Annotated in this window: 22 protein-coding genes; 1 reads left to right on the top strand and 21 read right to left on the bottom strand. The window is 48.5% G+C overall.

Annotated features, from left to right (window positions below; all coding sequences use genetic code 11):
• Positions 1-20 precede the first annotated feature (20 nt).
• From MKZ32_RS06595 to flgB, 15 genes are all read right to left on the bottom strand, one after another.
• Positions 21-2213, bottom strand: a complete 2193-nt coding sequence (locus tag MKZ32_RS06595; RefSeq protein ID WP_239796544.1) for a chemotaxis protein CheA — start codon at positions 2211-2213, stop codon at positions 21-23.
• Position 2214: 1 nt separating this feature from the next.
• A complete protein-coding gene (locus MKZ32_RS06590) occupies positions 2215-2547 on the bottom strand; it encodes an STAS domain-containing protein (RefSeq protein ID WP_239796543.1) in 333 nt (110 codons plus the stop codon).
• A gap of 33 nt (positions 2548-2580) precedes the next feature.
• Entirely contained in the window at positions 2581-2949 is a 369-nt protein-coding gene (locus tag MKZ32_RS06585; protein ID WP_239186157.1) for a response regulator, read from the bottom strand.
• A gap of 8 nt (positions 2950-2957) precedes the next feature.
• Positions 2958-4187, bottom strand: a complete 1230-nt coding sequence (locus MKZ32_RS06580; RefSeq protein ID WP_239796542.1) for a methyl-accepting chemotaxis protein — start codon at positions 4185-4187, stop codon at positions 2958-2960.
• A gap of 354 nt (positions 4188-4541) precedes the next feature.
• Positions 4542-5741 (bottom strand): flagellar hook-associated protein FlgL, encoded by a 1200-nt coding sequence (flgL, locus tag MKZ32_RS06575; RefSeq protein ID WP_239796541.1) that lies wholly within the window; start codon positions 5739-5741, stop codon positions 4542-4544.
• A gap of 6 nt (positions 5742-5747) precedes the next feature.
• Complete coding sequence (flgK, locus tag MKZ32_RS06570; protein ID WP_239796540.1) at positions 5748-7661, bottom strand: flagellar hook-associated protein FlgK; 1914 nt, start codon at positions 7659-7661, stop codon at positions 5748-5750.
• 186 nt (positions 7662-7847) lie between these two features.
• The gene (flgJ, locus tag MKZ32_RS06565; protein ID WP_239796539.1) at positions 7848-8762 is read right to left on the bottom strand and encodes a flagellar assembly peptidoglycan hydrolase FlgJ; all 915 of its coding nucleotides are present in this window, start codon (positions 8760-8762) and stop codon (positions 7848-7850) included.
• A 77-nt stretch (positions 8763-8839) separates the two neighbouring features.
• Entirely contained in the window at positions 8840-9964 is a 1125-nt protein-coding gene (locus MKZ32_RS06560; protein ID WP_239796538.1) for a flagellar basal body P-ring protein FlgI, read from the bottom strand.
• A 14-nt stretch (positions 9965-9978) separates the two neighbouring features.
• Positions 9979-10653, bottom strand: a complete 675-nt coding sequence (locus MKZ32_RS06555; RefSeq protein ID WP_239796537.1) for a flagellar basal body L-ring protein FlgH — start codon at positions 10651-10653, stop codon at positions 9979-9981.
• A gap of 17 nt (positions 10654-10670) precedes the next feature.
• Entirely contained in the window at positions 10671-11453 is a 783-nt protein-coding gene (gene flgG / locus MKZ32_RS06550; RefSeq protein ID WP_239796536.1) for a flagellar basal-body rod protein FlgG, read from the bottom strand.
• A 49-nt stretch (positions 11454-11502) separates the two neighbouring features.
• Positions 11503-12246: a flagellar basal body rod protein FlgF gene (locus tag MKZ32_RS06545; RefSeq protein ID WP_239796535.1), complete on the bottom strand. Its 744-nt coding sequence runs from the start codon at positions 12244-12246 to the stop codon at positions 11503-11505.
• A 39-nt stretch (positions 12247-12285) separates the two neighbouring features.
• Positions 12286-13545: a flagellar hook protein FlgE gene (gene flgE / locus MKZ32_RS06540; RefSeq protein WP_239796534.1), complete on the bottom strand. Its 1260-nt coding sequence runs from the start codon at positions 13543-13545 to the stop codon at positions 12286-12288.
• A gap of 15 nt (positions 13546-13560) precedes the next feature.
• On the bottom strand, positions 13561-14244 hold the full coding sequence (locus tag MKZ32_RS06535) for a flagellar hook assembly protein FlgD (protein WP_239796533.1): 684 nt from the start codon (positions 14242-14244) through the stop codon (positions 13561-13563).
• 14 nt (positions 14245-14258) lie between these two features.
• A complete protein-coding gene (flgC, locus tag MKZ32_RS06530; protein WP_239796532.1) occupies positions 14259-14663 on the bottom strand; it encodes a flagellar basal body rod protein FlgC in 405 nt (134 codons plus the stop codon).
• A gap of 5 nt (positions 14664-14668) precedes the next feature.
• Entirely contained in the window at positions 14669-15073 is a 405-nt protein-coding gene (flgB, locus tag MKZ32_RS06525) for a flagellar basal body rod protein FlgB (RefSeq protein ID WP_239796531.1), read from the bottom strand.
• A 479-nt stretch (positions 15074-15552) separates the two neighbouring features.
• Between flgB and MKZ32_RS06520 the strand changes: the two genes are divergently transcribed.
• Complete coding sequence (locus MKZ32_RS06520) at positions 15553-16761, top strand: MFS transporter (RefSeq protein WP_239796530.1); 1209 nt, start codon at positions 15553-15555, stop codon at positions 16759-16761.
• A gap of 67 nt (positions 16762-16828) precedes the next feature.
• On the opposite strand, the gene ntrC is transcribed toward MKZ32_RS06520, so the two are convergent.
• The 6 genes from ntrC to cobA all read right to left on the bottom strand — a co-directional run bounded on the left by ntrC (position 16829) and on the right by cobA (position 23909).
• Positions 16829-18226: a nitrogen regulation protein NR(I) gene (ntrC, locus tag MKZ32_RS06515; RefSeq protein WP_239796529.1), complete on the bottom strand. Its 1398-nt coding sequence runs from the start codon at positions 18224-18226 to the stop codon at positions 16829-16831.
• 21 nt (positions 18227-18247) lie between these two features.
• A complete protein-coding gene (gene glnL, locus MKZ32_RS06510) occupies positions 18248-19291 on the bottom strand; it encodes a nitrogen regulation protein NR(II) (protein ID WP_239798108.1) in 1044 nt (347 codons plus the stop codon).
• Positions 19292-19520: 229 nt separating this feature from the next.
• Positions 19521-20333: a formate/nitrite transporter family protein gene (locus MKZ32_RS06505; protein ID WP_239796528.1), complete on the bottom strand. Its 813-nt coding sequence runs from the start codon at positions 20331-20333 to the stop codon at positions 19521-19523.
• Positions 20334-20383: 50 nt separating this feature from the next.
• Entirely contained in the window at positions 20384-20695 is a 312-nt protein-coding gene (gene nirD, locus MKZ32_RS06500; protein ID WP_239796527.1) for a nitrite reductase small subunit NirD, read from the bottom strand.
• Positions 20696-20708: 13 nt separating this feature from the next.
• A complete protein-coding gene (gene nirB, locus MKZ32_RS06495) occupies positions 20709-23132 on the bottom strand; it encodes a nitrite reductase large subunit NirB (RefSeq protein ID WP_239796526.1) in 2424 nt (807 codons plus the stop codon).
• A gap of 24 nt (positions 23133-23156) precedes the next feature.
• Positions 23157-23909: a uroporphyrinogen-III C-methyltransferase gene (gene cobA / locus MKZ32_RS06490; protein WP_239796525.1), complete on the bottom strand. Its 753-nt coding sequence runs from the start codon at positions 23907-23909 to the stop codon at positions 23157-23159.
• Positions 23910-24036: the final 127 nt, after the last annotated feature.

Raw genomic sequence — 24036 nt, 5'->3', positions numbered from 1 at the left:
AAAATTTAGTGACACGAAAATTAATGTGTAAATTGCCTGGTTGAAACATGCTGAGATTCCCGATTAACTGCCTGCTGAACCAACGATGACACATCCAAAATCAGCGCCACTTCACCGCTACCGAGTATGGTGGAGCCACTGATTCCGCGCAGGGTACTGAATATCTTACCTAGTGGTTTGATTACAGTCTGGAATTCGCCCATTAGCTCATCTACCACCAGCCCCGCTTTTTGACCTGCACAACTCACTACGACCACATTCTCGCGCCGCACTCCGGTAGTACCCTCAACTTCAAAATGATCGCGCAGCATGACAAATGGCAATACCTCGCCGCGTAGATTGAGATAGCTGCGCTCGCGCGTTAACTGGCGGTCATTTTCGGTCAGCTCAATGCATTCCTGTACCATGTCCAGCGGCACTATATAGCTGGATTTTCCGACACCTACCAAAAAGCCATCGATAATCGCGAGAGTAAGCGGCAAACGAATACTGACTGTAGTGCCTTGACCTACCGCGCTATCTAGACTCACAGTGCCGCGCAGTGCTGTGATGTTACGTTTGACTACATCCATCCCCACGCCTCGACCTGAAAGATTGGTTACGGCTTCTGCGGTAGAGAAACCTGCCTCAAAAATCATGTTGTAAATCTCCTGATCAGGCGGTGTTACGTTAGGAGCAATCAAGCCGCGATCCCTAGCCTTTTGCAGAATTCGATCACGGTTAAGACCACCTCCATCATCGACAATCTCAATTACAATACTGCCCGAATCATGAAAAGCGTTAAGCCGCAGCGTACCTTTGGCTGACTTCCCTTTTGCCTCTCGAATTGAAGCCGACTCGATACCGTGATCCATAGCGTTACGCACCAGATGCATAAGTGGATCTCCAATTTTTTCCACAACGGTCTTGTCCAGTTCGGTATCTGCACCGGTAATTACCAGTTCAATGTCCTTCCCAAGTTCGCGGCCAACATCACGTACCACACGCTGAAAACGGTTAAAGGTTTCACCAATAGGAACCATACGCAGACGCAACGCACCATCGCGTATTTCCTCCACTAACCCCGACATCACTGAAGTGGCTTCCTGTAGTCCGTTATCGCTAACGCGCTGGGCAAGCAAACTTACACCTGCTCCGGCTATGACCAACTCACCCACCATATTGATCAATTCATCCAGCTTGTCGGCATGCACCCGAATGTAACGGTTTTCCTTGTTTTTACTATCTTTGGACTGAGTTTGCTTATCCAGCGCGGCTTGCACTACTTCATGTTCGACCGAGTGCTGGTCCACCAAAATTTCACCCAGCGGCGTTGTAGAGCCGTCCGAACGGACACTGGTTTGCTGTTCGCTTAGGCCATCTTCCAATTCCTGTTGGGTGAGCGCCCCTGTGATCACCAAGATTTCGCCTAAGCGCGTTTCGCATTCCGGTAACGTGCGAATTAATTCGATGTATTCCGTCAGCTTGCTATGCGGCGGCAGAATATGGATAAGACTGCCTTCTCGTGCGAATTCGAACACTCCCGCGATAGTCGCCTTGTCCGCATCCGACTTAAAATCAATTTCAAAACCGAGATAGCACGATTCCGCATCCATTTCATGGGCAAGCGGCAGGGCATCGAACATAGTAGTAATGGAAACAATTTCTCCGAGAGTAGACAAGTAACGGAGGAAAGAAAGTGGATCCATCCCATCTCTCATTACGTTCTGGCCGAAGCGCAATGAGATGTGCCAATTGTCCGTCTCTACCAAACCACCACCGCTGGACTCCAGTGGAATTTCTGCCTTTATTTGAACGGTATGACTTGTCTTGGAATCATCCTGATATGCCTGCAACCGAATACGCAAACCACTTTCCCGTGCAATCGCTTCTGTATCCAACTGTTCGCCTTGGGCGGCAACTACGTTAACCAAGTGCAACATGTGATCGCCGCTTTCAAGCAATACCGCGATCAGATTGGCCTCAATAGCAACGTCTCCATCGCGTACTCGGTCCAATACGTCTTCAACAATATGAGTGAAACTGACAATAGGATCTAATCCGAACAAACCGGCTGATCCCTTGATAGTATGCGCGGCGCGAAATATAGCGCCGATTGTGTCGGCATCGTTCGGATCACCTTCAAGCCGCAACAGCGAGTCCTCCATCTCTTGCAGTAGCTCGCGTGCTTCGGCGATGTATGTTTGTAGTGCTTGATCGAGATTTATGCTCATTTTATTGTCCTTTTTTCTCATTACAAGAAAGCACCACCGGATCGCCGAAATAAGATGCCAAATTACACATATCCAGCACATCGAGCACCGCACGGCTGTGCCCGCTTAATCGCAAACTGGTTCCGTGCTTTTCGGCTTCGCGCTTAGCCGAGATAAGAATTTGCAGGCCAGCGCTATCCATTTCACTGACCTCTGACAAATCAATTTCTCGCTCGCACGGTTGAGCCATATGAGTCATCAGTTCACTCTTCATGTCGGCAGCAGTGTAGATAGTCATGTCGCCCTCAATATGCAGTAGCGACTGTCCATTTTTATTTGTTGAGATGATAGGCATGGTATTTCCTTATGTAGTCCTCATTGCCAAGCTTTATGGCAATATCAATTTGGCCACGGCGGTCAGCATTTGTGCCGGCTGGAACGGTTTAACCACCCAAGCCTTGGCACCCGCTGCTTGGCCTTCCTGTTTTTTTCCTTCCTGAGACTCGGTGGTGAGCATGATGATTGGCGTGAACTTATAATTTGGCAGTTTCTTGACTTCCTTGACGAAGGTAATCCCATCCATGTTGGGCATGTTCACATCGCTGATAATCAGATGGATTTTTTGCCCATTAAGTTTTGTCAACGCATCCTTGCCATCACACCCCTCAATCACGTCGTAACCTGCCCCTTTTAATGCAATGCTGACGACCTGCCTTACACTTGCGGAATCATCAACTATCAATATTGCTTTACCCATACTTCCTCCTAAAAAAATGTAATTTCTTGTTTCGCGGCTGCGCTGGATTGACCCCCGCGATGAGTGTGCACTTGTTCCTGCGTGGCATAGAGCGTCTCCATATCCGCCAACCATGTTTTGATATTGATGTGTTTAACCGGAATAGACGCTGCCCTGTCCTGCTTGTATTGCTGCAAGTGCTGGTGCAACTTTTCCATGTTGTTGCGCACATGAACCAGTATCTGGCTGACGCGATCCTGGAACTGAAGTGAAACCAGCACGTCGGATAATTCATCGCGAATACCTGCGCTTTCCTGTTGTAGCAGTTCCGCAGAGTCTGACAAATTCGAAGTGACGTTATTAAAGCTTTGGAGAACCTGTTGGATAATCAATTCAGAACTTGCGACTGATTTGAAATCATGTTCGGAAGAGCTTTCAGCGATCTTGAATACGCTGGTGATGGCGTTACTGATAATATCAACGGTACCTGACATTTTTTTACCGGTTTCACTGGAAAGGCTGGATAGTTTGCGCACTTCGTCCGCCACCACAGCGAATCCACGCCCTGCTTCTCCGGCCCTTGCAGCTTCGATCGCGGCATTTAAAGCGAGCAAGTTTGTTTGAGCGGCAATCTCTGCTACCTTGACGGCCATGGCTCTCAGTTCGCCCGTGTAATCATTGAGGCTTCTAACTTGTTCCAGCATGTCGTTGCGGCTATGCTGCGCTTCCCTAATAGAGTCAATCACACTGGTCAGCGATGACTCGCTTTGTGTCATTACTGCCAATGCCCCACCCTCCGCATTACCTGCCAGATCACCAGCAGCGCTTTGCGACGCACGTACCGATGCCTCCAGTTTTGCATTAATGCCAACAAAACGATTGGCCAAGTCCATGATGGCTGTTTCGGTTTGATTACGAGTGATTTCGACTTGTCTGGACCAGATAGGCACCACCTCCGTACATACCTCTTCCAAGCCACCTACAGCCGCATTCTCAAGTTCGATTTCAAATCTTGCTTTGGCATTGACCATCTCTTGTGCTATGGCTAACTTAAGTAAGGTACGATGACGGCGAGCGCCCCACTCTCCAGCAGCTGCTGATATTCCGATCAGAACGACAGCCGACACGATATTAGCCCAGCCCATTTCACCCAGAATAAGCAACAGTGAGGCGCCGGCAATACCAATTCCTAAAGCAATTCCCCAACAGAATGTTGCTGTAGCTTTATGTGCTGCCGAATTAATTTTTTGCACTGCCATAATTTCGTCCCCCACTTTCTTTTTAGCTTTTATTAAAAAATAAAATTCTCAAATATGTAGCGGCAATCTTTAAAGAATCTTTAATACTAAAACAGCACTAAATTATGATTCGTAGGGATAATTTTTCTAGAAGTACAAAATGAACGGCAAGAAGCCATAATGCACGGCGACTGAATAGAAGTTTCTCGTTTGGCGAAAAGTAAATTCGCTCATCCTTCGACAAGCTCAAGACAAACAGATGCATCTTTTTCTGTGGGAACGCTACTTTTTATGCGGGAGATTGAAAGCTGATTACTACTCTATTTCACATAGAACAAATAAAACTGACAATGTAGAAACTTGGGGGCAGAGTTTCTACATATAGTTGAAAAGAGACAACCCAGACACAGCCAGAAAAGATTTCTGCGCAGCTTCCAGGCTGGTTCTTTGCTGGGTGAGATCGCTGATCGCCTTATTTAAATCCACACCCTGCAATTGCGATAATGTCTGTTTGTACTGTTCCCCTATACTTTCCCCTGCGCTTTGCAGAGCATCCAGCTCCCGCATGCGGGTCCCTAATGAGGCGCGCACTGTCAACACATTATCCATGCCACGATCCAGACTATTTAACGCTGTTGCAATCGCCCCCCCCGGTGGATTAGGCGTTCTCAGAGCAGTAATTAAATTGGAGATAGTTTTGAATATACTTTCATTGGTGCTGGGCGCTACAGTGAATACATCCCCACTAGCCGGCGCCCCTGTGACATCAAACTGCAAGCCATCAAAGCTGATTACCTGTCCGCTGACATAAGGGGTACCGGCTGCTACTGGCACCGGCACCAATGCTCCCGGCGTGGTATTGGTCACACCATAAGTTGTCACACCAGCGACCACACTGAATGTCACCTGATAATTATTTCCCGTAAGCAACGTCGGATTAGTAACCACTCCTGAGCTGACAATGCCACTCCCGACATTCGCAGGTGCCGCCTGGGTAGTAAAGGTTCCATTGCCATTCTTGATGCGCATAAAAATGTCTGCGCCGGAATCACTGGCCGCCAATTGTCTTGAACTGCTGACCTGAATCATGCGTTGACCATCATCGGTCTGATACTGGACACCCGCATTGCTGTTAGCGAAAGGTTGTGTTCTGCCCTGAAAACCAGAAAACAGGTAATTACCTATTCCATCTGTGCTATTTGCCAATGCCAATAACTCTTCCAGATGACCACTTAAATCCGTTGCCATAGTTTGCCGGTCAGAATTATTTAGTACCCCACTACCCGCATTGACTGCTAGAGTTCTGACATCCTGCAGCAAGTTCGTTACGCTTTGCAAAACTCCCTCACTCATCGACGTGGAATTCAGTGCAACATTTCGGTTGGCCGCATATTGTGAATTAGAGGCGTCCGCTTGCGATACGTCCAGTACGCGAGCTGAGGCAATCGGATCATCTGCTGGAGTGAGGATACGCCGCTGAGTGGAAATCTGCTGTTGTGTGTGCAACAGCTGAGCCTGCTGCTGATTAAGCACACTTACGTTGGCATTATAAAGAGTGCTAGTGCTAATACGCATGGCTTGTTACCCTCCTAAACTTAACAAAGTATCAAACAAAGTACCGGCAATTTGAATTGCTTTCCCCGCAGCTTGATAGGCACGCTGATAACGCATCAGATTGGCTGCCTCCTCATCCAGATTCACTCCGGAGACTGATTGTTGTGTTTGAATAAGCTGATTAACCATACTGGTTTGCGCCAGACTGATTGTTTCCAGCTCACGTGTCTTATTACCAACTTGACTGACCAATTGCGCATAAGCGCCCTGATAAGAGGCAGTTCCGCCCGCAACTGTATTTTTGGTTTGCAAGCTCGCCAGCAGCAGTGCATTACGGTTGTCTGCTGCAGCATTGGTATTACTTGCCACCGTGAAGGTATCCCCCGCAGCAGGGGCACCAGTGATCTGCATAGTCCACCCGTTATAGGTAATAGCTGTACCCACGACATAAGCCACACCTGCAACCGGGGAACCCGATATCCCTACGCCCGTCACAGTGAATGTAGTCGGTGGGCTATCAAAAACAATGCTGACTGGCTGCTGCAAATTGGCATTGATAGGAAGAGTTGCATTCACCGTGCCTGCGCTAATGCGCCCCGATCCAATATTAGCCAGTGATGCATTAGTACGAATTGGCACCGATACGGCAATCTTGGAGGGATCACTGATGGCAACAGAAATGTCACGTGCTCCATTTACGGTCGGGCGTATCGTGTAACTATCACCCGTCATTGCTCCCGCAGTAGTAGTGATCGTAAGGCCGTCCACTGTTTGTGGCAAAGTAGCAAAGGCGGTAACCGTATTATCCGAAAGACGAGTCAATGTATAAGCAGTCCCACCGTTAAATCGCAACGAATAATCGCTGGCGGTCAACGCTGAAGAACTAGCAACGCTGGCGCTAACAGTAGCGTTGCCTGTATTTGCTGCATTCGTATTGACTACAGGCACAGGCTGGGCAAAGAAATTACCGCCGAGCGTACCATTCAGATCCTGTCCAAGCTTATGCTGTTGATTAAACGTATCTGCCAATACCATGGCCACCCGGCCCAAGGCATTTTGTTCGACATCCAGCGACTCACTGCGGAAAGCTAAAAGCCCCCCCATATTGCCACCCTGAAGACTATTTTGCTGCAAGCGAATAACGCTCGCACCTGAGCGATATGCCACATCAATCCTGGAGGGATCACTAAGCGATTGAACTGCCTGTAAAGTATTTACCTGCTCTCCCACCACCAGTGATTGGCCAGCGCCGATGAATACGTTAAAGCTACCATCGCTTTGCTTAACTACATTTGCTTTTATTTCCTGATTCAACTGCGAGATAAGTTGATCACGCTGGTCTAGCAAATCGTTAGGCGGCTGCCCATTGAATGCCGCTTGTGCCAGCACGATATTCTTATTCATGGATGCAATCTGCTGCGCATAACTATTAATGGTCGTTACGCTGCTGGTAATCTGGCCATTGATGCTGCTATTAATGTCACTCATGCGCTGATTTAACGACTGAAACCGTGACACCAGAGACTGAGCGCTACCCAGCATAGCTTGCCTCGCGGCTTGAGACTCCGGCGAGCCGGCAACATCATTTACCGCGCCGAAAAATTCCTGTAATGCGGGCGACAGGCCGGCATCGGGATCAGCCAGCATATTATTGATCTGTCCAATCTGATTGGCATAGGTTTCCAATTGACTGGCCTGCGCCTGTCCTTGCATAACTTGGTTAGACAGAAATTCGTTATATATTCGTTTGACACTGTTGACATCTACCCCTTGGCCAATAAATCCTGCGCCAGTCGCTTGAGGTAAGCGTGTCCCTAGCACGACCTCCTGCCGATTAAAACCGGGGGTATTCACATTGGCAATATTGTGTTCAGTTATCGACAACCCAATTTGGGCTGCATTCAATGCGCTGACCCCACTCCCGAAAATACCGATTCCCATAAATTCCTTGCCACACTTTGCGTGTTTAAACTGATCGTATGCACTCAGCCCAGAATGAAGGATTATAAATAATCACTATTTTCTCCTCATTTGCGAGAAAGGGTGTGCTCCATCTAACCTGAATACTTGCAGGACGTTGTACAAGTTATCGGCGTCCCATAAAATTTCTTTAATTGAGCGACACTGTTAACTTATCGTATTAATCCGATTCATGACTTTCACCAATTTATCCGCATAATCAGGATCAGTCGCATAACCCGCTCGCTGTAATGCATGGGCTAACTCGGGAGGGCTCCCTTGCCCTGACTGCAACACTTGAGCATAGCGTGGATTGTCCCGTAACAGATGTGCGTAATCGCTGAATGCTTCGGTATAGGATGAATAAGCACGAAATTTTTCTACCTGCTTGCTTGCTACTCCATTGTGGTACTCAGTAGTGACCACTTCCGCTACCTTTCCATTCCAGTTACCACCAGCCTTGATGCCAAACAGGTTGAAACTGGTGCTGCCATCAGGCAGACGTATCTCCCGTCGGCCCCAGCCACTTTCCAGCGCAGCTTGTCCCATTACCAGATGCGTCGGCACACCGGTTTCCTGGCTCGCTTGCACAGCGTGAGGTGTCATGCGACGCACAAAATCTTGTTGGAGCGGGGTGGGCTGGGATGGACTGCTTTTTATCCCATTCGCAAAACTGTCATTATACGGCACAGGCATCGCACTAGCAGTGCGCACTGGCGTAGCCAATACAGATTCTGCCCGTGTCTGAGCAACATCAGTACTGGCTGCTCGGCTCAATTGCTTGATCATGATGTCAGCCAAACCCACTCCTCGGCTAGACATACTCTGCACCAATTGCTGATCCAGCATTCCGGTAAACATTTTGGTTTGTTCGCTATCAAACATGCCGTCTTGCGGTGTAGCATCACGCATGGATTTCAGCATCATGTTCATAAATACTGTTTCGAACTGTTGTGCAACCAGTTTTAAGGCCTGGTCGGGTGACTGTTTGGCCTGCATACGCAGTTTGTCCAAGCTTTGCGCACTCACCGCCAAGCTGCCGGAAACATCGGCTCTACCGGAAATATCACTTGAATTGATCATTCTCGGTATCTCAATGAATTAAAGTTCTAAATTAAGATAGACAGTTGGTGCAACCAAAGTGTGTCGCATAATGTTCATTAAATAATCTCGAGTTCAGCGCGCAATGCCCCGGCAGACTTCATCGCCTGCAAGATAGCAAGCAGATCCTGCGGAGTTGCACCTATCGAATTCAACGCCTTCACAACTTCGCCCAACGTCACGCCTTTATTCAGCATGACCAGCCCCCCTTTATCGGACTGAATGTCGATTGTAGATTTAGCGACCTGCACTGTTTTGCCTTGGGAGAATGGGTTGGGTTGACTCACCGTGATATCAGTATTGATCACCACCGTCAGGTTGCCGTGTGAGATCGCGCAATTATCCAACGTCACCGTCTGATTCATAACGACCGAACCGGTGCGCGCATTTACGATCACGCGCGCCCCACCCTGCGCGGGGTCAACCTGTAAATTTTCAACCTGCGAAACAAAAGCCACACGCGCACTGCCTGTTGGTGCGCGCACCTGGATAGTGCGACCATCCAATGCAGCAGCAATTTCCGTAGACGGCGAAAGTGCAGAATTGATTGCAACGGCAAGACGTGTTGCAGTAGTGAAATCCATAGCTTTTAATTCCAGATGGATGTAATCGCCCTGCCCCAATACTGTTGGCACGGATCGTTCTATTGTTGCCCCACCAGGAATGCGTCCGACACTCAAGTGATTGACCTGCACCTTGGCATTGCCGGCTGCCGCCCCCACACCACCAACCAGCAAATTACCCTGCGACATGGCATACACCTGGCCATCTGCACCTTTGAGTGGCGTCATTAAAAGTGTTCCTCCGCGCAGGCTTTTTGCATTACCCATCGAAGAAACTGTGACGTCTATAGCCTGTCCGGGACGCGCGAATGGTGGAAGCATTGCCGTCACCATTACTGCCGCCACATTTTTTAATTGTAGGGTGATATTAGGAGGCAAACTTACTCCCATTTGCGTCAACATACTGATCACGCTTTGAACAGTGAATGGCGTTTGTGTGGTCATATCACCACTGTTATCCAGACCAGCAACCAAGCCATAGCCAAGCAACTGGTTTTCTCGCACACCCTGAATGCTGGCGAGATCCTTGATGCGCTCAGCGTATGAGGCAGTAGGCACAGCAACTACCAATATCAGGAATATTATTTTGGCAATTCGAATAATAATTTGTACAATATTCATTGTATTAGCCTTTTTCAGAACGGTAATACAGACAAAAAGGCGCGTCCCAGCATGCTCATGATTACAGCCATATCAATATGATTGGCACCTTTGTATTCAATATGTGCATCCGCCACTTGTGTGGATTGCACGGTATTGCTGCCAGTTATGGTGTACGGATTGACTACACCGGAAAATCGAATATATTCATTCGCTTGATTAATCGCGACCTGCTTCTCACCACTGACTAATAAATTGCCGTTTGTTAACACTTCAACCACAGTCACTGTGACGGTTCCAATAAAGGTATTGTCACCAGCATTATTACTTTTGTCAGCCAAACTGCCGCTTGAGCTGCTAGCAAGACCGATGCCATGCATCGTTAAATTGGCGCCGGGAATTTGCGTGATACTCGGCGTTTGTAAAGACATACTTCCTTTATGTTCTGCGCCGCTAGTCGATTTTCCGGCAGCTGAAGTCGTTTCTGAAATGATAATAGTGAGAATATCGCCCACGTTACGCGCGCGTTTTCCTTCATACAATGGTCGCTCATTCTGCCCGGCCTGAAAGATGGAACCATTATCAGCCTCTGCTTTTTTATCGGGCGCACGTGCTGTCATCGGCTGATGGATATTGGTCGAAGGAGTATGCGCACACCCCCCAAGCACCAACATCACGCTGCACATAATCCGGCTAGACAAGTTCCGCATGGCGCATTTCACTCCACTTACATCTGCGCTAATTTTTGCAACATTTGATCGGAAACCGTGATTGCCTTGGAGTTGATTTCATAAGCACGCTGCGTCTGTATCATATTAACCAGCTCCTCAACTACGTTCACATTAGAGGTTTCCACATAGCCCTGATTCAGCAATCCAGCGCCATTAGTGCCCGGCACATTGGTGTTGGGCGTTCCAGATGATGCAGTTTCTACGTACAAATTTTCTCCTTGGCTTTGCAGGCCAACCGGATTAATGAAGACAGCCAATTGCATACTGCCGATCTGCACGGGTGTTGCGACCCCGGCCTGAGTGACCGACACCGTGCCGTCGCGGGCTATGGTGACGTTGGTGGCATTGACAGGGATAGTTAAAGCAGGCTGCACTACAAAGCCGCTAGCAGTCACCAGCTGTCCCTGGCTGTCAGTCTGAAATGATCCGCTTCGTGTATAAGCCGTCGTACCGTCCGGCATTAGTACCTGAAAGAAACCTGCGCCTTGTATTGCTATATCAAACTGGTTGCTGGTTTGTTGCAGATTACCCTGAGTTTGAATACGCTCCGAGGCAGTCGGACGCACGCCAGTGCCGATCTGCAAACCGGATGGAATCTGGGTCTGCTGCGAAGATTGCGCACCAGGCTGACGTATAGTCTGGTACAGCAAATCCTCGAACACCGCACGCGAACGTTTGAAACCGGTGGTACTAACGTTCGCAAGGTTGTTAGCGATGACGTCCATCTGGGTTTGCTGCGCTTCCAGTCCCGTTTTAGAAATCCATAAGGAACGTATCATGGTCACTATCCTTTCAAAATTTATAGGAGCGCGGTTAGTCGCGTCGAAATCAAGCGTTCATATTGAGTATTTGGCTGGCCTGCTTGGCATTACTGTCAGCGCTTTGCAGCATTTTCATCTGCATATCGAACTGCCGTGCCAGCGCAATCATATTTACCATTACTTCTACAGTATTCACATTGCTACTTTCCAGATTACCGGGAGCCACTGTCACCTCTATATCAGCCGCGGCAGGCTTACCATCCCTTGTACGAAACAAGCCGTCGTCACCGCGTACCATCTGCGCTTCTGCCGGATTCACTAACTTGATCCGCCCAACCACCACAACCTGATTAGGTGGCATTCCAGTTGGTACGGTGGAAAGGGTGCCATCCTTGGCTACGGTCACTTCGGTATTGGGCGGAATAGTAATCAAGCCCGAGTCACCTGCCACATTCAAGCCGGTACGGGTCTGCAGAATACCTTCGGGAGTAACGTGGAAACTGCCATTACGGGTATATGCCTCACTGCCGTTTTCCAGTTGTACGGCAATCCAGCCTCTACCCTGTACCGCCATGTCCAGATTGCGCCCGGTTGGCTGCATTACCCCTGGTGAAAAATCAGCACCGGCAGTGGAATCCACTACAAAAGCACGCGTCGGCAAACCTTCGCCAACTAGCGGCACTGCGCGGAATGCATTAACGGCAGCGCGATAACCAGGAGTGTTAACGTTGGATAAATTTTGCCCCACCGTCGCTTGCTGTTGCAACGTGTGCGATGCCCCGCTCATGGCAGTATAAATAAGCCTGTCCATCTTCTTCTCCTCAGTTAAGCGCAGCAGTCAGGTAACTACTTAGCGCAGATTGGTAATGGTTTGCATCATTGCATCCTCCGTCTTGATGGTTTGCGCATTAGCCTGATATACACGCTGCGCCATAATCATATTCACCAGTTCAGCGGTCAAATCCACGTTGGAATCTTCCACTGCGCTTGACTGCACCACACCCAAACTTGAGGTGCCCGGCGTACCTATCAATGCTGAACCAGAACTTGCGGAGGCACTCCATTCATTGTTGCCCACAGGCTGCAGGCCCTGTGGATTGGCAAAGTTAGCGAGCAAAATTTGTCCCAATGCCTTGGATTGCCCGTTGGTATAGCGGCCCACAATAGTACCGTCCGCACTTGTGTTAAAACCACTCAACTGCCCGGATGTATAGCCATTTTGAGTCAGTTGATTCACTGCAAATGCCGCACCGAATTGCGTAGAAGAAAGAAAATTGAACGTCAAAGGCTGAGGGGTAGTCGAACCTGTTGCATAAACAATACCCGGTACGCTTACTATGCCTGTCGCTGGGGTAATGAGCGCACCGGTTGTATTAAAGGTTAAAGTAGGAGATGTCCCTAGCAAAGTATTCGTTGCAGTCGCAGCTGTTCCATCCAGACCTAAACCATCCACGGTCACATGAACATCCCAAGTATTTACAGTCGCATTCTTCACAAAATACGTAGTCGCAATATGGCTATTGCCCAAACTGTCATATAGCGTCAAGGCGGTAGAACTATTATACGAGGTTGAATCAGTCGCGCTAAAAACTGCCGTAGTAGGCACTGACATACGGGAATCCAAATTTACGCCAACCGAAGATGTGGAACTCGGCAAAGGAGTAAGAGACTGCGTAGACACTTGCAATGGCACTGCACTACCCAGCGAAATGGCTCCCGTCACCGGATTAGCCGCGAAACCGGTTAACTTGTGACCCTGTGCATTTACTACAAAACCGTTTTTGTCCAATTGAAATTGGCCATTCCGGCTGTAAGATATTGCGCCATTATTGTCCAGTTGATAAAACCCTTGGCCGCTAATCGCTATATCCAGCGGGTTGCTGGTGACACTGATATTCCCTTGCCCAAATTGTTGGGCCACAGTTGAAACTTTAGTGCCAATCCCTGCTGCCAAGCCACCGGAGCCGCCCAAAGTGCTGGCATACACATCCGCAAACTGCGTTTGTGATTGTTTAAAACCAACGGTACTTGCGTTAGCAACGTTATTACCGATTACGTTCAGATTCTGGGCCGCCGCATTTAATCCACTTAACCCTTGTTGAAATCCCATGACACTCTCCTTACATTAGATAATTTGCTTTACTGCAGATAACGCAACGCTACCAGCCGACCCCACATCCAGAGTAGCTCCATTTGTTCCTGGAGTTACAGCATTTACCATGCCAAAGGTCAGGGCATTAGCGTCAATTTTATTGCCAGCCAGCATTGCTTCCACCGAAAATTTATATGTTCCATTTACGGCAGGTGAACCCGCGTCTGTCTGACCATCCCATGCCAGTGGTGTCACACCAGCCTTCTGCGGACCCATTTGCAAGGTGCTCACCGTGTTACCCGCAGCATCCTGTATCAAAACCTTTACGCTATCAGCGGGCTGAGTCAGTTCAATCCCACCAATTGCCTTGCCATCTTGCAGAGTAATCGTAGAGCCTGAAATCAAAACCCCATGCCCTATCATGCTGGTGGCTGATAAAGACTGTCCCATGGACATACTGTCGCTTAATGCCTGCAGGGTGGCATTAAGCTTATCAATGCCGCTTACCGTACTAAGCTGCGCCATCTGTGATGTCACCTGCGCGTTATCCATCGGATTCAACGGATCCTGATTTTTCATTTGGGTAACTAACAGTTTCAAAAATCTATCCTCTGTAGTAGCAACGCTGCTTTCAGTATTCGACGCAGCATTGCGCTTGGCATTAAGCGAAGAAATAAGTGCGGAAGCGGAGCCGGTATCTTGAGTTGCGCTAATCATGGTTTATCCTTTCGTTACTGACCTATGGTCAGAGTTTTGAGCAACAAACTCTTGGAGGTATTCATCACCTCCACATTATTTTGATAGGAACGCGAAGACGAAATCATGTTCACCATCTCTTCCACCACATTAACATTGGGCAGCGTGACATAACCCTGCGCGTTGGCCATAGGGTGTTTGGGGTCATAAAGCATTTTCATCGGTGAAGCATCTTCCACCACCCCTGATACTTTTACCCCGGCCCCCCCTCCATCTCCCATCGGCGTGGCGCTAAACATCACCTGCTTGGCACGATAAGGCTGGCCATTGGCACTAGTCGTACTATCGGCGTTGGCCAAATTGCTGGCCACCACATTCAGACGCTGTGACTGCGCCGTCATGGCAGAACCAGAAATGTTAAAAATATTAAATAACGACATAATGGTTATCCTTGTAACGCGGTCAATACACTTTTGATTTGGTTGTCCACAAATTTCACGCTGGCTTCATAGCGCAAAGCATTATCAGCAAACTGCGCACGCTCAACATCCATATCCACCGTGTTGCCGTCCGCGCTAGGCTGCACTACATTGCGGAACATTACCGGCGCACCCATTACGTTTTCACCTGGGCTACTACTCAAGTGATGGGGCATGGTACCTGCCATCTGCAACTTCACCGTATTACCTGAAATTGCGCCTTGCAACGTCTTGACAAAATCAATATCTTTTGCCTTGTAGTTAGGTGTATCGACATTAGCGATATTGGAAGCAATAAGTTCCTGCCGCGCCGCGCGCAGATTCAGCACGGTTCGATTAAACTGTAATGCATTGTCAATTTTGCTGACCATTTTGCTTATATCCTCCATTACTTTTTTACTTCTTCCATGACACACATGCTAAACAACAATGCGCTATGACTATTGAACGAATAAGCGTAGGAAACCGCCTTAATTTCCGCGTTATAAATGCAAAATAATTAAACGTTCTGAAGTTATATGAAGAAAATAAATAGAAAAAACATGGGGTAAACGGAATTTTTTAACCCGGCTATTAGGCATAACGCCAGCCACTTCAAATAGCTCTTAATTTCAACCGAACTGACAACCACACCACGTGCTAACACCAGCCACACATTTTTTACATAAGATCGTTTAAAAACAATTATTAATTTTTCGGGACTGTTTTTTGTGCCATAAAAATGGCTTGCAGTTTATGGTAGAGTCTGCCGTCAAAACGCCTGATGAAAAAGCAGGCTAAAAAACTACAAATTTTTGCCCACATTACAAGCAAATTCGAGTAAAACTAATTAAAAAGGGGCAAGGGTACGATGTCACCTGATCCGGCAGGTAAGAAGTTTGGTGTGCATCCAGACATACTCAAGCTGGGTCTAGTGAGCTTTTTAACTGACCTTAGCTCCGAGATGATTTTTTCCGTCTTCGCAATTTTCTTTACAACCATCGCAGGGGCATCAGCCGCTTTGCTTGGTCTGATCGAGGGACTTGCCGACTTCTCCGCATCCTCATTGAATTACTTGGCGGGCTGGTTGTCCGATCGAACCGGAAAACGCAAAGTTTTCGCTCTGGCCGGATATGGTTTCTCCGCGCTGGCTAAAATCATTTTGTTAATCACCAGTTCAGTTGTAGGACTCAGTATATTTCGTGTCATCGAACGGCTGGGTAAGGGTTTCCGCGGGCCACCACGAGATGCCTGGCTTGCGGCAGTATCCGACAAAGACACGAGGGGATATTCATTCGGAGTGCACAAAGCTCTCGACAAGTCTGGAGCCGTTCTTGGCCCACTTGTGGCGTACGGTCTGCTTTCATGGCTGGGTGACGGAGCCTCGACGTTCCGGATCCTGTTCTGGGCCGCGCTCATTCCCGCCTTGCTCGGCGTCCTGATCTTGAGTCTCATCAAGAATCCTCCAGGGGTTGAGCACCGACGCGAGAATATGTTCGAAACATGGAAAATTCTCAGCCCGCAATTCAAACGCTACCTTGTTGCAGCAGGAATCTTTTCACTGGCCTATTTCAGTTTCGGCTTTCTGCTGTTACGTGCACACAGCGTCGGTTTTTCAATTAAGGACATCGTGTTGCTTTACGCCTTGTTCAATATTGCGTTCGTTGTTGCATCACCACTGATAGGCAAACTTGGGGACCGTTTAGGAAGGGCTCGGATAATAATGCTGGGCTACCTGATCTATCTATTGATGAGCCTCGGCTTCGCATTCGCGACCACACAATGGCAGATCATTGCCCTCTTCATCATCTATGGCGTGTTTTATGCGATCGACGAAGCCCAAAGCAAGGCGTTTATAGCAGATCTCGAATTAGAGCGGCGCGCATCCGCGATCGGTGTCTACAATTTTGTGACCGGCCTTATCTATCTGCCTGCATCACTGATCGCTGGGGCGTTGTGGTTAATGCATCCGTCCAGCGCTTTCTTTTTGGCTGCATGTCTTGCCTTTACCGCACTGACGGTATTTGTACTCTTGCGGCCAGACCAAAAACACTGTTCTGACTCATCCCCGCTAAGTTGAATTGATTGATTCCGGGAATCCTCTTTTTTGTCCGGTGCAAGTTATTATTAAATAATATCGCCGCTATTTATTGATCCAATCCAAATTCCTGAATCTTGCGTGTCATCGTGTTACGTCCCATGCCCAGGAGGGCAGCAGCTTCTATGCGTCTGCCATCAGTGTGCTTCAGTGCCTGAGTAATCAGTGTGCGTTCGAACTGCTGGTTTAAACTGCCTAGTATATTTTGATCCCCACGTTGCAATGCAAGCGTGACCTGCAGACCCAACTCGCAACGCCAATCGTCGGGCGAGGCATCAGTGACAGCGGGTGCCTCGCGCAATTCGAGCGGCAGGTCGGCAATTTCTATCTGTTGTGATGGTGTCATTACAGTGAGCCAATGGCAGAGGTTTTCCAGTTGCCGCACATTGCCGGGGAAATTCTGTGTTGCAAGATAATTCAGTGTGTCCTCGCTAAAAGTCTTTTGTTCGACAGCAAGTTCGCCTGCTTTTTTCTGCAAAAAATATTTTGCCAACAAGGGAATATCCACACGCCGTTCACGTAGTGGCGGCAGGCGCAGACGGATAACGTTGAGGCGGTGAAATAAATCTTCACGAAATAGACCTTCTTTTACCCGCTCATCCAGATTCTGGTGCGTGGCAGCAATAATACGTACATTAGTTTTAATCGGCTGATGCCCTCCAACGCGATAATAATTCTTGTCCGACAGCACACGCAATAAACGTGTTTGCAGCTCCGCCGGCATGTCGCCGATTTCATCAAGAAACAGTGTGCCACCTTCGGCTTGCTCAAAACGACCGCGGCGGGTCGTGGCCGCACCAGTAAATGCCCCGCGCTCATGCCCAAACAATTCGGATTCGAGCAAATCTTTCGGAATAGCCGCAGTGTTAATGGCGATGAAGGGTTCGTTGGCGCGTGGACTGTGGCGGTGCAGAGCGTGTGCTACCAACTCCTTGCCGGTGCCGGATTCGCCGTTGATAATCACAGTTGCATGGGAATGTGCGAGCCGACCAATAGCGCGGAACACTTCCTGCATTGCGGGTGCTTGTCCCAGAATATCAGGTGCAGATGCGGCTGATTGCTCTTCTGTAGGCACGTCAGTACGCAAGCTTTGTTCTAACGCACGGCGTATTAGAGCGACAGCCTGATCGACGTCAAACGGTTTGGGCAGATACTCAAAAGCGCCACCTTGAAATGCCGACACCGCACTTTCCAGGTCAGAATAAGCAGTCATGATGATGACTGGCAAACTCGGAATCCTTTCTCGTATTTTTTGCAAAAGATCCAGCCCAGAGCTGCCGGGCATGCGGATATCACTGATGACGACCTGCGGTGTGTCGTGCTGCAGCGCAACTAATGCTTCATCGGCCGAAGCAAAGCTTGTAAATTTGATGTCCGAACGTGCCAGGGCTTTTTCCAGAACCCAGCGTATGGAGCGGTCATCATCAATGATCCAAACAGGTTTCATATTGGTTCCCATTTATGCACTTTATTTTAGTGGCAGCATTACCGTGAAGCAGGTGCGTCCCGGTTCACTGTCAAATTCGATACTGCCTTCATGCTGGCTGACAAAATCTTGCGCCAGGCTCAATCCCAGGCCATGTCCATTATCACGGCCAGAGACCAGCGGATAAAAAATCTTGTCGTGCAAATGTAAGGGGATGCCCGGGCCATCGTCGATAACCTGAATCATTACCGCCAAGCGATGGCGTTTCTTCATCAACGTTACCTGGCGCGAGATGCGTGTACGTAGCACAATCTTACCTTGTCCCTGCATGGACTGCGCAGCATTGCGTACGAGATTCAGGATTGTCTGAATGAGTTGCTCCTTGTCGCCCATAAGTACTGGCAGGCTGATGTCGTAATCGCGCTGGATAGACATATTTTCTGGGAATTCAGCTTGAACTACGCTACGCACGCGTTCAAGAACTTCGTGAATGTTGAGGGAGCTGAAATTGGGCTTATGTTGCGGAGTGAGCAATTTTTCCATTAGCGAAACCAAACGGTCGGTTTCCTGAATAACGACTTGGGTGTATTCACGCAGACTGGGTTTCTCTAATTCATGTTCGAGTAGTTGTGCAGCACCTCGTATGCCACCCAAAGGATTCTTGATTTCGTGTGCCAGATTACGTAACAGAAGGCGATTAGCTTGAGTCTGGTCTAGCATCTGTTCTTCGCGTGCTAACTTTAGCGGACGATCAATGGTATGAAATTCAAGTAGCAAATGATTGTTTAATTGTAGTGGCGTCGCGGTGCAGCGCAAATGCAGCTTGCCATGTGGAGGTATGCCCAACATAAGATCATGTTCAATATAGCTGGCGTTATTGGTTAGTGCATGCTGCATTGCAGCAACGAGTTGCTCGGTGTGGGTGAATACATGCTGCACTGGATGGCCAATCAGACTTTTGCTGCTTAAGGCAAACAGGTTTTCCGCAGCCGGGTTGAGGTATGCGATATGCGACTCCCCATCCAGCAGAATAACTGCAGTGGCGAGGTGTTCCAAGGTAGGTAAAAAGGTATTGGCCATAAGCATTTTCACTTTTGAAATAATTGCTCCATGGTTTATTAATAAATCTATCCAACACCTAAATGCAAATTAGACGGCAAATATACGCAATAGTTTTATGGGATTAGCTTTTAAAAATACTGCCAAGTTTGTAGTAAACATCCTTGTATTGTGAATTTACTGTAAAGCAAAACCCGCTTTTATTCTTTTGTGACGGCTACCATTTCGACAACCGTCAAATTGACCTCACATTGCCCTACAATCGAACATGTTTATTCATTCTGCCATAAGTGGTGTACAAGAGCATGCCGGTAAAAATCGAACCTCCAATTAAGTTTCCCAGCGTGACCGGAATTTGATTCCAGAACCACCATTGATAAACGCTGATGTCGGCACCCAATAATATTGCGGTAGGGATTACGAACATATTGACGACACAGTGCTCAAACCCTAGTGCAAAAAATGTCATGATTGGCAGCCAGGGAGCAATGATTTTTCCAATAGTTGAAGTAGAGATCAAACCCAACACTACGCCTAAAGTCACCATCCAATTACAGAGGATGCCATTGATCAAGGCAGCGAGCCAGCCGATTGAACCTGCATGCTGATAGGCAAGCGTTTTAGCCTGAGCAACCGCAATAATTTTTTCTGCCAATCGGCCACTCGGAGCAGGCGAAGTTCCAGTCAGTGCCAAGGCCAGCAACCCACCAAAAAACAGACTGCCCAGTAAATTCCCTAGAAAAACCCAGCACCAATTTCGCAACATTTCCCTGCCACTTATTTTTCCATCAGCGACACTCATCGGTAACAGCGCAAAGCTGCCAGTGACCAATTCCAATCCAAGTAGTACGATCATTACGAAGCCGACGGGGAAAATGACCCCCATCACCAGTGCAGCCGCGCCTCCCGTAAATCCATCTGAGACCCTGAACGCAAGTGCAGTCGCAAAACCCAGCAGCACTCCAGAAAGAAAACCACGAAGTAGCATATCCCGAACACTGAGAGATGCTTTTTTTTCGCCAACAATAACAAGCTGCTTTATTAACTTGATAGGTTGCACGTAATCCATTTTCATCACCTTTAACGTTATGAAATTAACCTTCGGGTAATTCTATAAACTTATGCAAGCGATAAATACACCACATCATTTTCTACTTTGACCGGATAGGAGCGCGTGCACCCTACGTCTGGCGCTACTGCTTTGCCATCATCCAGGCAGATATTCCAGCTATGCAGCGGACAGGCAACTTTCTTCCCGAATACAATGCCTTGTGATAGATGGCCGCCCTTATGCGGACACCGATCGAGCAACGCAAATACCTCTCCTTCAGCAGTGCGAAACAGTGCGATGTCCCCCTGTTTTGTCGTAACTACGCGCGCGCCCAGAGGCGGTATTTCTTCTAAGGTTGTGACTTCATGCCAAGTGTTCATGATTTGCCCCTTGTTAAATTGCCAGCGATTCGAATTCACGCGCATTGATGTTTTCTTTAGACCATGGGTTTGTTGCACCCTGTAGCGCAAATAGCAATCTTGCATATAGAGCTTTACGATTGCCTGCATTCTCTACTACGTGTTTCTTGATATGGTCCAGACCAACCCGTTCGACGTAATGTACTGTGCGGTCCAGGTAATGTGCTTCTTCGCGATAAAGCTGGGCGAATGCACCGGTGTACTCCATCACGTCATCATGAGTCTTTACCTTCACCAGGAATTGCGCGACCACGGTCTTGATACCGCCGTTACCAGCCACATAGATTTCCCAACCTGATTCCACGCCGATTATGCCCACATCTTTAATGCCTGATTCAGCACAGTTACGCGGGCAGCCGGACACGGCAACCTTGAATTTGTGCGGCATCCACATATGGTCAAATGCGCGTTCGATGTCGATACCCATCTGCGTCGAGTCTTGCACACCGAAACGGCACCACTCGCTGCCCACACAGGTTTTGACCGTGCGCAAGGCTTTTCCATAGGCATAGCCTGATGGCATGTCCAGATCTGCCCACACCTTCGGCAAGTCTGTTTTTTTTACGCCGAGTAAATCTATACGTTGCCCGCCTGTCACCTTAACCGTCGGGATGTTGTATTTTTCTGCTACATCAGCAATGCGGCGTAATTGCTGTGGGGTGGTTATGCCGCCATACATGCGCGGCACTACCGAGAATGTGCCGTCCTTTTGTATGTTGGCGTTGGCGCGCTCATTGATGAACCGTGATTGTGGATCATCTTTTGCTTCATGCGGCCAAGCGCATAGCAGGTAATAGTTCAATGCCGGCCTACACTTGACACACCCATTTGTAGTGTTCCAATTAAGGAACGCCATGACTTGCGAGATTGAAATCAACTTTTCCTCGCGGATTGCTTTGCGCACCTCTTCATGACTGTGAGAAGTGCAGTCACATAAAGGCTTCACGGTCGTAGCTGGTGGTGCATAAGCACCTCCGACGGTGGAGGCGAGAATTTGTTCGACCAGACCGGTGCATGAACCACAGGAAGCAGACGCCTTAGTGTGCTTGCGTACATCCTCCAACGTGAATAGCCCTTGTTCCTTGATTGCCTTGACGATAGTCCCTTTGCATACTCCATTGCAGCCGCAGACTTCCATCGCGTTTGTCATGGTCGCCGCAAGGTTTTGCCCTTGAGAGCCAGCATTGCCTAGATGGGATTGGCCAAATATTAATTGATCACGGATTTCGGCGACATTTTTACCATCACGTATCATCTGGAAATACCACGAGCTATCCTTGGTATCGCCGTACATCACTGCGCCGATCAGCGTATCGTTGTTCAGTACCAGTTTCTTGTACCGCCCGCCAGTGACATCGTGCATGACGATCTCATTCGTTTCATTGCTGCCAGTAAAATTCCCGGCTGAAAACAAATCTACTCCGGTAACTTTGAGCTTGGTGGAGGTAACCGAGCCTTGGTAATATGCGATTCCCATACGCGCCAGATGATTGGCACAGACTTTAGCCATGTCGAATAGCGGAGCAACCAAACCGTAAGCAGTGCCGCGATGGGAAACGCACTCACCCACTGCGTAGATACTGGGATCATAGGTTTGCATGGTATCGCTCACCACAATGCCACGATTACAATAAATCCCGGCTGCTTCTGCCAGCGCAACATTCGGGCGGATACCAACCGCCATCACCACCAGGTCAGCAGGAATCTCAGTACCATCCTTGAAGCGAATCGTCTTTACGCGGCCATGACCATCGCTGACCAACTCTTGCGTTTGCTGCTCCAACAGGAATTTCAAACCCTTGGCTTCCAAAGCGGATTGCAGCATTTGGGCGGAATTGTCATCCAGTTGACGTTCCATCAGCCATGACATGAGATGCACCACGGTGACATCCATACCTCTAAGCGCCAAGCCATTAGCGGCTTCCAGTCCGAGCAGGCCACCGCCGATAACCACCGCATGCTTATATTTTTCCGCTGCGGCTATCATCGCATTGGTATCCTGAATGTCGCGGTAGCCAATCACTCCCGCCAGTTCCTTGCCGGGAACCGGCAAAATAAAGGAACTGGATCCAGTCGCCAGCAACAATCTATCGTACTCGGCTTCTGTGCCATCCTCAGCCACCACTACCTTGTTTTTTCGGGCGATGCGCACGACCTTTTTATTCAGATGCAAGGTGATGTTGTTTTGCTTATACCAGTCAATGTCGTTCAGGATAATGTCCTGGATACCTTGTTCGCCTGCCAATACCGGGGACAACATAATGCGGTTGTAATTAGGATAAGGCTCGGCACCAAATACGGTAATGTCATACAAATCGGGAGTCAGTTTCAATAACTCTTCCAAAGTCCGTACACCCGCCATTCCATTACCCACCATAACCAGCTTCATTTTTTTCATGACATCACTCCTATTTACAAATTTTTATGCGGCCAATTGTTGCGAGATTTGTTCCGTCATTTCGGCAAATCGCACTACTTCGCCAATAACCACGATCGCGGGGCTAGCCATTTTTTCGGCAACTACCATTGATTCAAGTTGCCCCAGCGTAGTCACTACTTGCCGCTGATTAGGCAGCGTACCGTTCTGAATTGCAGCAGCGGGAATATCTGCCGGTAATCCATTCGCTATCAGTTGCTGCACGATGTGCCCTAAATTGGACATACCCATATAAATAACCAGAGTAGTGCCTGTCTCCGCCAATGCCTGCCAATTCGGTTCCTCTGCTCCTTGCGTATGGCCCGTGACAAACGTTACGCCATGCGTACAGTTTCTATGCGTAAGTGGAATATTCAAAGAAGCCGTAACTGCCATGCCGGAAGTAATGCCACTGATCACGGATACCGAAATACCAGCTTGTCGCAAAGCTTGTAGTTCTTCACCCCCGCGCCCGAACATAAACGGATCACCGCCCTTGATGCGCGCTACCACCTTGCCTGCACGCGCCAGTGAAATCATCTGCTTGTGGATGAATGCTTGTGGTGTAGAGTTACATCCCCCGCGCTTGCCCACGTGAATAATCTGCGCGTTGCCTCGGGCAAACTCCAGAACATCAGGATTCACTAAGTCATCAATCAGAAGAGCATCCGCCAGCCCAATGGCTCGCACTGCACCAAGAGTTAACAGCTCCAAACTACCTGGCCCTGCCCCTATCAAATATACCTGTGCATTTTTCATGTTTACTCCCGTCTCCCGATTGGTCCTGTTAGCAAATGGACAATGCATCCAGCTACACACACGTTTAAAAATTAAATCAGTTCATTAATTAGATAATTAGTTACAAGCAATATTAATGCCATATTTT

This window comes from Candidatus Nitrotoga arctica, from assembly GCF_918378365.1.
GTDB classification, from domain to species: Bacteria; Pseudomonadota; Gammaproteobacteria; order Burkholderiales; family Gallionellaceae; genus Nitrotoga; species Nitrotoga arctica.
Note: the sequence above shows the minus strand (reverse complement) of the source record. Positions and strands in the feature narration are given on the sequence as shown.

Bases quoted from the DNA above. Each gene is read 5' to 3' on its own strand.
- cobA (WP_239796525.1), bottom strand. From the start codon at position 23,909: ATGAAAAATGCACAGGTATATTTGATAGGGGCAGGGCCAGGTAGTTTG.
- flgB (WP_239796531.1), bottom strand. From the start codon at position 15,073: ATGGTCAGCAAAATTGACAATGCATTACAGTTTAATCGAACCGTGCTG.
- MKZ32_RS06595 (WP_239796544.1), bottom strand. From the start codon at position 2,213: ATGAGCATAAATCTCGATCAAGCACTACAAACATACATCGCCGAAGCA.
- MKZ32_RS06585 (WP_239186157.1), bottom strand. From the start codon at position 2,949: ATGGGTAAAGCAATATTGATAGTTGATGATTCCGCAAGTGTAAGGCAG.
- MKZ32_RS06580 (WP_239796542.1), bottom strand. From the start codon at position 4,187: ATGGCAGTGCAAAAAATTAATTCGGCAGCACATAAAGCTACAGCAACA.
- MKZ32_RS06505 (WP_239796528.1), bottom strand. From the start codon at position 20,333: ATGGATTACGTGCAACCTATCAAGTTAATAAAGCAGCTTGTTATTGTT.
- MKZ32_RS06545 (WP_239796535.1), bottom strand. From the start codon at position 12,246: ATGGACAGGCTTATTTATACTGCCATGAGCGGGGCATCGCACACGTTG.
- nirD (WP_239796527.1), bottom strand. From the start codon at position 20,695: ATGAACACTTGGCATGAAGTCACAACCTTAGAAGAAATACCGCCTCTG.
- MKZ32_RS06590 (WP_239796543.1), bottom strand. From the start codon at position 2,547: ATGCCTATCATCTCAACAAATAAAAATGGACAGTCGCTACTGCATATT.
- ntrC (WP_239796529.1), bottom strand. From the start codon at position 18,226: ATGAAACCTGTTTGGATCATTGATGATGACCGCTCCATACGCTGGGTT.
- glnL (WP_239798108.1), bottom strand. From the start codon at position 19,291: ATGCTTATGGCCAATACCTTTTTACCTACCTTGGAACACCTCGCCACT.
- MKZ32_RS06555 (WP_239796537.1), bottom strand. From the start codon at position 10,653: ATGCGGAACTTGTCTAGCCGGATTATGTGCAGCGTGATGTTGGTGCTT.
- flgG (WP_239796536.1), bottom strand. From the start codon at position 11,453: ATGATACGTTCCTTATGGATTTCTAAAACGGGACTGGAAGCGCAGCAA.
- MKZ32_RS06520 (WP_239796530.1), top strand. From the start codon at position 15,553: ATGTCACCTGATCCGGCAGGTAAGAAGTTTGGTGTGCATCCAGACATA.
- flgJ (WP_239796539.1), bottom strand. From the start codon at position 8,762: ATGATCAATTCAAGTGATATTTCCGGTAGAGCCGATGTTTCCGGCAGC.
- flgK (WP_239796540.1), bottom strand. From the start codon at position 7,661: ATGGGAATCGGTATTTTCGGGAGTGGGGTCAGCGCATTGAATGCAGCC.
- nirB (WP_239796526.1), bottom strand. From the start codon at position 23,132: ATGAAAAAAATGAAGCTGGTTATGGTGGGTAATGGAATGGCGGGTGTA.
- MKZ32_RS06560 (WP_239796538.1), bottom strand. From the start codon at position 9,964: ATGAATATTGTACAAATTATTATTCGAATTGCCAAAATAATATTCCTG.
- MKZ32_RS06535 (WP_239796533.1), bottom strand. From the start codon at position 14,244: ATGATTAGCGCAACTCAAGATACCGGCTCCGCTTCCGCACTTATTTCT.
- flgL (WP_239796541.1), bottom strand. From the start codon at position 5,741: ATGCGTATTAGCACTAGCACTCTTTATAATGCCAACGTAAGTGTGCTT.
- flgE (WP_239796534.1), bottom strand. From the start codon at position 13,545: ATGGGATTTCAACAAGGGTTAAGTGGATTAAATGCGGCGGCCCAGAAT.
- flgC (WP_239796532.1), bottom strand. From the start codon at position 14,663: ATGTCGTTATTTAATATTTTTAACATTTCTGGTTCTGCCATGACGGCG.